The sequence below is a fragment of the Mesorhizobium sp. genome, assembly GCF_004962925.1.
Lineage (GTDB): Bacteria > Pseudomonadota > Alphaproteobacteria > Rhizobiales > Rhizobiaceae > Mesorhizobium.
Window position 1 is genome coordinate 7,352 of record NZ_SUEO01000065.1, and the last position, 8,598, is coordinate 15,949.

At 62.4% G+C, this 8,598-nt stretch carries 13 protein-coding genes; 1 reads left to right on the forward strand and 12 read right to left on the reverse strand.

Annotated elements, in window-relative coordinates; genetic code table 11:
* From recO to E5W87_RS15240, 9 genes are all read right to left on the reverse strand, one after another.
* A partial coding sequence (gene recO / locus E5W87_RS15200) for a DNA repair protein RecO (RefSeq protein ID WP_292398671.1) occupies window positions 1-516 on the reverse strand: 516 nt, incomplete at its 3' end.
* 48 nt (window positions 517-564) lie between these two features.
* Window positions 565-1,488: an aminoglycoside phosphotransferase family protein gene (locus E5W87_RS15205; RefSeq protein WP_292398674.1), complete on the reverse strand. Its 924-nt coding sequence runs from the start codon at window positions 1,486-1,488 to the stop codon at window positions 565-567.
* Window positions 1,489-1,530: 42 nt separating this feature from the next.
* Window positions 1,531-2,463: a GTPase Era gene (gene era / locus E5W87_RS15210; RefSeq protein ID WP_292398677.1), complete on the reverse strand. Its 933-nt coding sequence runs from the start codon at window positions 2,461-2,463 to the stop codon at window positions 1,531-1,533.
* On the reverse strand, window positions 2,460-3,185 hold the full coding sequence (gene rnc / locus E5W87_RS15215) for a ribonuclease III (protein ID WP_292398680.1): 726 nt from the start codon (window positions 3,183-3,185) through the stop codon (window positions 2,460-2,462). The genes era and rnc overlap by 4 nt, the downstream gene beginning before the upstream one ends.
* Window positions 3,186-3,189: 4 nt before the next feature.
* Window positions 3,190-3,939 carry a signal peptidase I gene (lepB, locus tag E5W87_RS15220; RefSeq protein ID WP_292398744.1) on the reverse strand — a complete coding sequence of 250 codons (750 nt, stop codon included), beginning with the start codon at window positions 3,937-3,939 and terminating at the stop codon, window positions 3,190-3,192.
* A gap of 77 nt (window positions 3,940-4,016) precedes the next feature.
* A complete protein-coding gene (gene acpS / locus E5W87_RS15225) occupies window positions 4,017-4,430 on the reverse strand; it encodes a holo-ACP synthase (RefSeq protein ID WP_292398683.1) in 414 nt (137 codons plus the stop codon).
* Window positions 4,427-4,999: a DUF2062 domain-containing protein gene (locus tag E5W87_RS15230; protein ID WP_292398686.1), complete on the reverse strand. Its 573-nt coding sequence runs from the start codon at window positions 4,997-4,999 to the stop codon at window positions 4,427-4,429. The genes acpS and E5W87_RS15230 overlap by 4 nt, the downstream gene beginning before the upstream one ends.
* A gap of 328 nt (window positions 5,000-5,327) precedes the next feature.
* Complete coding sequence (locus E5W87_RS15235; RefSeq protein WP_292398690.1) at window positions 5,328-5,924, reverse strand: putative glycolipid-binding domain-containing protein; 597 nt, start codon at window positions 5,922-5,924, stop codon at window positions 5,328-5,330.
* Window positions 5,902-6,447 (reverse strand): DUF417 family protein, encoded by a 546-nt coding sequence (locus E5W87_RS15240; RefSeq protein ID WP_292398693.1) that lies wholly within the window; start codon window positions 6,445-6,447, stop codon window positions 5,902-5,904. Before E5W87_RS15240 ends, E5W87_RS15235 begins: the two co-directional genes overlap by 23 nt.
* A gap of 83 nt (window positions 6,448-6,530) precedes the next feature.
* Between E5W87_RS15240 and E5W87_RS15245 the strand changes: the two genes are divergently transcribed.
* Entirely contained in the window at window positions 6,531-7,034 is a 504-nt protein-coding gene (locus E5W87_RS15245; protein WP_292398696.1) for a MarR family transcriptional regulator, read from the forward strand.
* 108 nt (window positions 7,035-7,142) lie between these two features.
* On the opposite strand, the gene E5W87_RS15250 is transcribed toward E5W87_RS15245, so the two are convergent.
* The 3 genes from E5W87_RS15250 to E5W87_RS15260 all read right to left on the reverse strand — a co-directional run.
* A complete protein-coding gene (locus E5W87_RS15250) occupies window positions 7,143-7,523 on the reverse strand; it encodes a VOC family protein (protein WP_292398699.1) in 381 nt (126 codons plus the stop codon).
* Window positions 7,524-7,536: 13 nt separating this feature from the next.
* Window positions 7,537-8,115: an orotate phosphoribosyltransferase gene (gene pyrE, locus E5W87_RS15255; RefSeq protein ID WP_292398702.1), complete on the reverse strand. Its 579-nt coding sequence runs from the start codon at window positions 8,113-8,115 to the stop codon at window positions 7,537-7,539.
* 34 nt (window positions 8,116-8,149) lie between these two features.
* Window positions 8,150-8,598 (reverse strand): RelA/SpoT AH/RIS domain-containing protein (locus E5W87_RS15260; protein ID WP_292398705.1); only part of this gene is annotated, 449 nt, incomplete at its 5' end.

The window sequence follows — 8,598 nt, forward strand, 5'->3', positions numbered from 1 at the left end:
CGACACGGCACGCCCGGATTTCGGCGAGACATAGGCAAGGTCCTGCCTGGCGCCGGTCGCAGCACACTGGCTGAGATCGAGGCCGAAGCCGAGTTCGTCGAGAATCAGCAGCTCGAAGCGCGCCACCAGCTCGCCGGCGGCGTCCGCATCGTCGAGATGGGCGATCATCACGGCCAACGTCTCGTAGAGACCGCCATGGGCGTCGCGCTCGGGCAGCAGGCGCAGATGCGCGGCCATAGTCTGCAGCCCATAGATGGCGACGGCGCTGTCCATCAGCCGGGCGGCGTTCATCTCGATCGCCTCGGCCTGGAAGGTGCCAAGATGCTCGTCAAGCCGCGCCCGCCACAAGAGGTCGACGCGGTTGCCGGGCTGCAGAACGGGCTGTTGCTTGCGCGAGCGGCCGCCGCGCACGAGGCCGAGGTGACGGCCATGCGCACGCGTCATGACCTCAAGAATGGCACTGGTTTCGCCATGCTTGCGGGTGCCGAGAATGATTCCCTCGTCGCGCCATTCCATGAACGGAGCTTGTCACCGGTTCGGTGGCGAAATCAAGATTGGGTTTTTTCAGGCCCTATGTAGGCCCCCTTCGCAGCGGTCCGCGCGCTGATGGTCGGCAAGCACTTCATCGATCACATGTCGCGACTTTTCAACTTCGACTGGATTGATGCCTATATGTCCGGCGACCGTGATCAGCGCTTTCCATAACGTCCAGCCACGGCCCCGTGCCCAGGTTGCCTCATCGGCCCGAAGACCCGCGCGAAACACCTCTCGGCTTTCTCCTTCGAAGAGCGTCCATGCAATCGCCAGATCGCACGACGGATCGCCCACGCCGGAAGTCCCGAAGTCGATCACCGCGCTCAAGCTGCCTTGCCTGACCAACAGGTTTCCCCAACTGACGTCACCATGGAACCAGACGGGCGCTCCATGCCATGTCGCGGCAAGCGCTGCTTCCCATACCGCGCTCGCGGCGCGTGTGTCGATCTTGCCGTCGAGGGCTGCAATGGCTTGCCGGGTTTCACCGTCATAAACGCTCAGTGATCCGCCGCGAAAAAAGTTGTGCTGCCCTGGCGCCGGTCCCCCGACGGGATCGATGCGTTGCAGGGCGACCAGGAACTGGGCCAGGCTGGCCGCGAATTGCGGCAGGCTGGCAATACGCTCCAGCGTCGCCGTCTCGCCTTCGATCCAGCGGTAGACGGACCAATGCCAGGGATAGTTGTCGGCCGGGGCTCCCATCGCCAGCGGAACCGGAACAGGCAGCGGCAGAAGAGGTGCAAGCCTTGGCAACCAGCGATGTTCCTTTTCCACTTGCAAGGAATAGGCCGCCGCGCTCGGCAGCCTCACGAGCATGTGGTCTCCGAGATGAAAGGTCCTGTTGTCCCATCCGCCAGGCGCAACCGGCCTGACGGCAAGATCCTTCCATCGGGGAAATTGCGTGGCGACCAGCCGGCTCACGAGAGGTGTGTCGATAGTGACTTCTTGCTCGAGCATGATCTTTTCCGAAAACCGGTTCCCACTTTTCGGGAACATGCTCTAATGCGGAAACTCCAGCCCCATCTCGCGGTAGCGCTCGGGGTCGTCGCCCCAGTTCTCGCGCACCTTGACGAACAGGAACAGGTGCACCTTTTGTTCGAGGATACCTGATATCTCCATGCGCGCCGCCTGGCCGATGGCACGGATCGTCTCGCCCTTGTGGCCGAGGACGATCTTCTTCTGGCTGTCACGCTCGACATAGATGGTCTGGTCGATGCGTACCGAGCCGTCCTTCTTCTCTTCCCATTTCTCGGTCTCGATGTGGGAAGAATAGGGCAGTTCCTGATGCAGCCTGAGATAGAGCTTCTCGCGGGTTATCTCGGCCGCGAGCTGACGCATCGGCAGATCGGAGATCTGGTCTTCCGGGTAATACCAGGGGCCGGCAGGCAGGGTTTCGGCCAGATAATCCAGCAGGTCCTTGCAGCCCGACCCGGTCAGCGCCGAGACCATGAAGGTGCGCTTGAAGGGCACCTTTTCGTTGGCTGCCGCGGACAGGGCCAGCAGCGCCTCGGGCTTGACCCGGTCGACCTTGTTGAGGATCAGCACCATCGGCTGCCGCACATCCTTCAGCCGTTCCAGGATGGCGTCGGCGTCGCCCCTGATGCCGCGCTCGGCATCGATCAGCAACAGCACGATATCGGCGTCCTTGGCGCCGCCCCAGGCGGTCGTCACCATCGCCGTGTCCAATCGCCGCTTCGGCTTGAAGATGCCCGGCGTGTCGACGAAGACGATCTGTGCGTTGTTGTGGATGGCGATGCCGCGCACGATGGCGCGCGTCGTCTGCACCTTGTGGGTGACGATCGACACTTTGGCGCCGACCAGCTGGTTGACCAGCGTCGATTTTCCCGCATTGGGCGCGCCGATCAGCGCGACGAAGCCGGAGTGTGTGACGGCAGCTTCTGTTGCCGGCGGGACGTCTTCGGTGGCGGTCATGCCGCGCTCCCCTTATTTAGCCAGATGCCTTCACGCAACAGCAGTGCGGTGGCGGCGGCCTGCTCGGCCTCGCGCTTGGAGCGCCCGCTGCCGGCCGCCGGCGGATAGGCGCCGACCTTGACGCTGACGGTGAACAGCGGATCGTGGTCCGGTCCCTCGCGGCTGTCGATTATATAGACCGGCACGGCGCCTGCCGCCTGATGCGCCCATTCCTGCAGTTCGGTCTTGGCATCGCGGCGGGCGGCACCGACGGCCTGCGAGCGCGGCCGCCAGTATTTGTGGATGAAGGCGCTGGCCGCCTCCAGCCCGCCGTCGAGATAGAGCACCGCGATCAGCGATTCCAGCGCATCGGCGCGCAGATTGACGCGCTTGCGCCCGTCGAGGCCGCGCACGTCCGAGCCGGCACGGATCAGCTCCGGCAGGCCGATCTCCTCGGCGATCTCCGCCAGTGCCTCGGCATTGACCAGGGCATTGAGCCTGAGCGAAAGCTCACCCTCGGCAGCGTCCGGATACGCCGCCAGCAGCATATCGGCGACGACCAGGCCGAGGACGCGGTCACCCAGGAATTCGAAACGCTCATAGTCGACGCCGGCATGGCTGCTGCGGGCGCTGGCATGGGTCAGCGCACGCTGCAAGCGCTGGCGGTCGGCAAAGGCGTGGCCTGTGCGCTCCATGAGCGCTTTGGCGAGCGCGTCCGCGGTCAACCGTTTTGTCGCCGCCATGATCCTAATTGACGAAATGGAGCAGGCGCGACGCGCGCATCTGCGACGGCCATTTCCAGATTTCGAGTGGGCTGGCGCTGCCACCGATCGAGAAGAAGATGAGGTTGGCGCGGCCGACCAGGTTTTCGTCGGGCACGAAACCGACGGTGAAGCGGCTGTCCGAGGAATTGTCTCTGTTATCGCCCATCATGAAATAGTGGCCGGGCGGCACATCGAATTCACGGGTGTTGTCGCCGATCGAGTTCGGCGTCAGGTCGAGCGTGTCATAGCTGACGCCGTTCGGCAAAGTCTCGCGATAGACGTCGACCGGCCCGCTCTCCTCGGTGATGTCGCGATTGTCGATCTGCCCGACCTTCTGGCGCGGCACGCCGACGCCGTTGATAAAGAGTTGGCCGTCCCTGACCTGGATTTTATCGCCCGGCAGGCCGATGACGCGCTTGATATAGTCGACGGAGGGGTCCGGCGGGAACTTGAACACCGCCACGTCGCCGCGCTTCGGTTCGGCGCCCCAGATGCGGCCGGAAAAGAGATCCGGCCCGAACGGCAGCGAATAGCGGGAGAAGCCATAGGACCATTTGGTGACGAAGAGATAGTCGCCTTCGAGCAAGGTCGGCCGCATCGACCCGGACGGGATAGAGAACGGCTGAAAAAGGAGCGTGCGGATGACCAGAGCGAGCAAAAGCGCCTGGACGATGACGCTGACGGTTTCGCCAAGCCCGCCGGATTTCTTCTGAGATTTTTCAGCCACGCTCATGTCGTCCTCGATTATGCGTTGGTTGGTATAGGGGCTCGGCGCGCGCTGGGCAACGTCATGCCGGTGGTCAGATGCAATCAATATGGCGCTTCTTCGACGGGCAACGCCTCGATGATCACAAAGGCTTGAGCCAGCGGAAATTCGTCGGTGATGGTGAGGTGGATTGCCGCCCTGTGCCCTTCCGGCAGGATTTTGTCTAGCTGCGCCGCCGCCCCGCCGGTCAGTGCCATGGTCGGCTTGCCGCTGGCCAGGTTGACGACGCCCATATCGCGCCAGAAAACACCTTGCGCCATACCGGTGCCCAGCGCCTTGGCGCAGGCTTCCTTGGCGGCGAAGCGCTTGGCGTAGGAGGCGGTGCGGGCGCCGCGATTTTCGGAGCGGGCCTGTTCGACCTCGGTGTAGATGCGCTGAATGAAGCGCTGGCCATGGCGCTCCAGCGATTTTTCGATGCGTCTGATATCGATCAGGTCGCTGCCGATGCCAATGATCATTCGGCGGGAACTTCCCGTCCGGCCGTTCCGGCTCTGCCCGCCAGGCGCATGCGCCGCTGTTCGCGGAAGGTGGCCATGCCCCAGCGCGTGATGCCGTAGAACAAGAGGCCGAAGATCAGGCCAAGCGGCACGGCGCCGACAGCCATCGGTTTCAGCACCGGTTCCCACAATTGCGAAAAGGAAAGATCGTGCAGCATCTCGCCGAGATGCGCTGGCGGCCCATGCTCCGGTAGGTGCTCGTGCAGGATCAGCTTTCCGGTTTCCCAGGACGCGCCCCACAGCAGCGGGAAGGTCAGCGGATTGCCGACAGCCGTGCCGAGCGCTGCCGCGACCAGATTCCCAGCGATTAGCCAAGAGACAGCGAAGGCGATGATGAAGTGAAAGCCGAGCGGAAAGAATGATGCGAACACGCCCGCCGCGACACCGGCGGCCACGGCGTGCGGGGTGGCCTTCAGCCGCAGGATGCGCTTCGAAAAATATCGCAGCGAACGCGAGAAAGAGCGGCGCGGCCACAGATAGGTACGCACCCGCTCAAGAAAACCATCAGGCTTGCGGCGTCGAAAAAGCACTCTGTTCCTGTCCTGATATCCAAAGCTGCCGCTTCGACCATCCCGGCCGGGCGTGACAGCCACATCTTGCGCTTTGCGGCCGTCGAAAGGCAATAACGACGTTGATATAGCGATACCCAAGCCCCAAGACAACGAAACGCTGCCGCGATGGTCTGCCACAGGAGATAACAAAGTCGCTATAGAGGCGAAATCGACAGCCGGGGCGCGCCGGCCCGCCTGTATGGAAGGCGCCGCCCGAGTCGCCGGGATGCGACCGGTTCGCCTTGCCCCGAAGTAGCTACTTGCCTTTGGAGGTCAGCTTGCAAGCAGCCAAGCTTCAGCCGCAATCCTATAGCGCACGGCCGGCGTTGCCGGTCTCGAGAATCCAGCCGTCGGGGTAATCTTGAGCAAAGCCAGCGTCGGGAATGAGCAGCGTGGCACGGTAGGACACTGTGGGAGCCTCGTAGATGTACTCGGTCTCACTGACACGATGGTAGGTTTGCGGCAGAACAACCAAACTCGAGGCGCCGGCAACCAGCCAAGCAACCGGAAAATCCGCCTTGTCACCGACCTTCAGGTTCATTCTGCGAATTTGTTGCAGGTTCGTCGCCGGCGTAAAGCCGTAGTCCAGGTCCACCATCGACTGAACCGCTGGCTGCCGCTGCCCATTAACAGTCCAGCCGATCTCGTTGCGGATGATTGTGAGATCAATTGACTGGGGACCGATGAACCCACGAACGCTGCCGGATTTGGTCATCCAATCTTCGGCCAGTTGCACAGTGTAGTCCAAACGTGCCGGGCCCGCCTCTGAGAGGTATACAGCGGCTCCATTCAAGAGCCAGCCGAGGTCTGTCTGCTTTAGCTGCGCGACATCGTGCCCTGGTTCGTCCGTCCTGCGCCAGATAGCGAGTAAAGTCATGCTCTCACCTCTCGATTCGTTGTTCATCACTACGATCAACTTCCCGGTCGAGGCCGGATACGAGTTGCTGAAGGCTGCTCCCCAATATGACCAAGCTCACTCCGAGCAAGGCGACATCCTTGATCAGAAAGGCACCTAACCCGTTGAGGAAGGGAAAACCTCCAGATCCCGTTTCCCAGATCGGCAGGGTGAGCATTGTCGAGGATGTCAGCGCAAAAATGACTGAACCGATGGCGCCCCCCACGAGGCCAGCCCAAACGCTGCGGACAGATGCTATCAGCAGAAGCGCTGTGGCCAGTTCCACCACGCCCAAGAAGTAGGAGGCGCCCGCAAATCCGAATGCGGGATAGAGCCACGCCAGCCAAGGCGTATTCTCTATGAATGGCCTAAGCGCCTCGATCTCGATTGCGGTGAATTTCAAAATGCCGATCAAAAGCAGAGGGAGCACCACCCCCAAAAGGGTTACCGCGCGACCGACGGCGGTAAGGTGGTAGCCAGCTTGATTGATGCGCGCCGCGAACGGAGCGTTGGCGGTTGCAGAGGTAAACATGGCCTTCCTCCTTCGATTTGTATGCTCCAAGCATATAATAATTCGACCTTGATGTATATGCTCCAAGCATATATTTTTTATAGATGGCTGATTCCAAGATTGAAAATGTGATTGGCGCCCTAGCGCTGGCCTTTGCGGACACGTTGCAGCGGGACGCTCAGGCCAAAGCACCGGAACCCGGCCCTGCGGCTTCCGCGATCACCCTCATTGGCCACGTACCGGGCCTGTCGATCGAGAGGCTGCGCCGCGCATTGTCACTGTCTCATTCGGGCACAGTTAGACTAGTCGATCGACTGGTCGCGGATGGATTGGCGGCACGGTTCTCGGCGCCTGACGACCATCGTGCGGTAGCGCTAAGGCTCACTCCTTTGGGCGAGACAACCTGCAGCGCTATTCTCTCTGCTCGTCAGACGGGGCTCGCGTCAGCGCTCGCCGTTCTAAGTTCGGAGGAGTTGCAGGAATTCGGCAAACTTGCCGCCAAGCTGTTGCGTGGGCTCGTCAGCACCGAGGACCATGCATACCGTATTTGCCGGCTCTGCAACTATTCCGCTTGCCTCGACTGCCCTGTGGAAGCGGAACTGGCCTGAGCTGTGGCTTTGGCAAAACTAAGCTTCGCCGCATCCGGACGATGGCCTAACCGCTGCGGCAGGCGTGAACACGGTTGGCCGCGCTTTGCCGATGCATTTCGTTCTCGCTTACCTGCTGTAATCGCCGACCTCGACGAGGTTGTCGTCCGGGTCGCGGAAATAGACCGACATCATCGGGCCACGGGCGCCGATCCGCTCTACCGGCCCGGCTTCGACGGCAACGCCATTGGCTTCCAGACTGGCGCAGATCTCCGAGAGCGGACGGGCGGCGACCAGGCAGAAATCCGCCGAGCCCGGAGTCGGCGCCTTGGCCTTCGGCTCGAAAGTGTGGCCTGCCTCATGCACATTGATCTTCTGCGTTCCGAAAAGCAGCGCCGTCGGCAGGTTCGGTGTGTCCACGCGCTTGAAGCCGAGCACGCGCTGATAAAAGGCGCAGGTGTCATCGACGGAGCGAACCGTCAGCACGAAATGATCGATGCCAGCGATCACGGCAGCGCCTCCGTTATATGTTGCGGCTGCCCGGCTTGATAGCCGGTATGGCAGCGAGCTCGGGCGGCAGCCTGTCGGCCGGGTATGCCGGAACCTCATATTCGGCGAGCGCGATCAGCGGCACGCCGACATCGGTCTTGCCGGCCGAGCGGTCGATGATGCAGGCAGCGGCCACGACATCGGCGCCAAGCACGCGCAGGCAGTCGACGGTCTCGCGGATCGAAAGGCCAGTGGTGACGATGTCCTCAACGATGACGACGCGCGAACCCTTGGCGATCTCGAAGCGGCGGAGCCTGAACTCGCCCCCTTCCCGCTCGACCCAGATCGCCGGTGCGCCAAGATGGCGCGAGGTCTCGTAGGCCGGGATCAGCCCGCCGATCGCCGGGCCGACGACATAGTCGATCTTGCCGGACACAGCGGCGCGGATCCTTTCGGCCAGCGCCTTGCACAGGCGCTCGGTCTTGTCGGCATGCATGAAGACCCGCGCCTTCTGCAGGAAGACCGGGCTTCGCAAGCCCGACGTCAGGATGAAATGCCCTTCGAGAACGGCACCGGCTTCGCGGAAAATGCCCAGCACTTCGTCGGTGTTCATCTCTGCCCTTTCTGCAACAGCACGCTAGTGATTCTTAGCCGTTCACGCGCCGCGCATCGCTGACGCTCGAATTGTCCTTGAGCTGCGACAGCAGCCGGTTCAGGTGCTTCAGATCCCAGACTTCAAGATCGATCAGCATTTCGGTGAAATCAGGCGCGGTGCGCACCATCGACAATGTATGGATGTTGGCGTCGTTGGATGCAACGACCTGCGCGATGTCGGCCAGCGAGCCCGGCGCGTTGATTGCGGTGACCGAGACGCGCGCCGGAAACCGCTCCTTGGTGCGCTCGTCTATGTCCCAGCGCACGTCGATCCAGCGTTCGGGCTGGTCGTCGAAGGCCTGCAGCGCCGGCGATTGGATCGGATAGATAGTGATGCCGGTTCCCGGCTGCACGATGCCGACGATGCGGTCGCCGGGCACAGCACCTTCCGGCGCGAAGCGCACCGGCAGGTCGCCGCGGACGCCGCGGATCGGCACGGCGC

What these genes read in the sequence shown, in the direction of transcription:
- E5W87_RS15205 (WP_292398674.1), bottom strand. Translation starts at nt 1,488, where the DNA reads ATGCTCGAGCAAGAAGTCACTATCGACACACCTCTCGTGAGCCGGCTG.
- era (WP_292398677.1), bottom strand. Translation starts at nt 2,463, where the DNA reads ATGACCGCCACCGAAGACGTCCCGCCGGCAACAGAAGCTGCCGTCACA.
- rnc (WP_292398680.1), bottom strand. Translation starts at nt 3,185, where the DNA reads ATGGCGGCGACAAAACGGTTGACCGCGGACGCGCTCGCCAAAGCGCTC.
- lepB (WP_292398744.1), bottom strand. Translation starts at nt 3,939, where the DNA reads ATGAGCGTGGCTGAAAAATCTCAGAAGAAATCCGGCGGGCTTGGCGAA.
- acpS (WP_292398683.1), bottom strand. Translation starts at nt 4,430, where the DNA reads ATGATCATTGGCATCGGCAGCGACCTGATCGATATCAGACGCATCGAA.
- E5W87_RS15235 (WP_292398690.1), bottom strand. Translation starts at nt 5,924, where the DNA reads ATGAACAACGAATCGAGAGGTGAGAGCATGACTTTACTCGCTATCTGG.
- E5W87_RS15240 (WP_292398693.1), bottom strand. Translation starts at nt 6,447, where the DNA reads ATGTTTACCTCTGCAACCGCCAACGCTCCGTTCGCGGCGCGCATCAAT.
- E5W87_RS15245 (WP_292398696.1), top strand. Translation starts at nt 6,531, where the DNA reads ATGGCTGATTCCAAGATTGAAAATGTGATTGGCGCCCTAGCGCTGGCC.
- pyrE (WP_292398702.1), bottom strand. Translation starts at nt 8,115, where the DNA reads ATGAACACCGACGAAGTGCTGGGCATTTTCCGCGAAGCCGGTGCCGTT.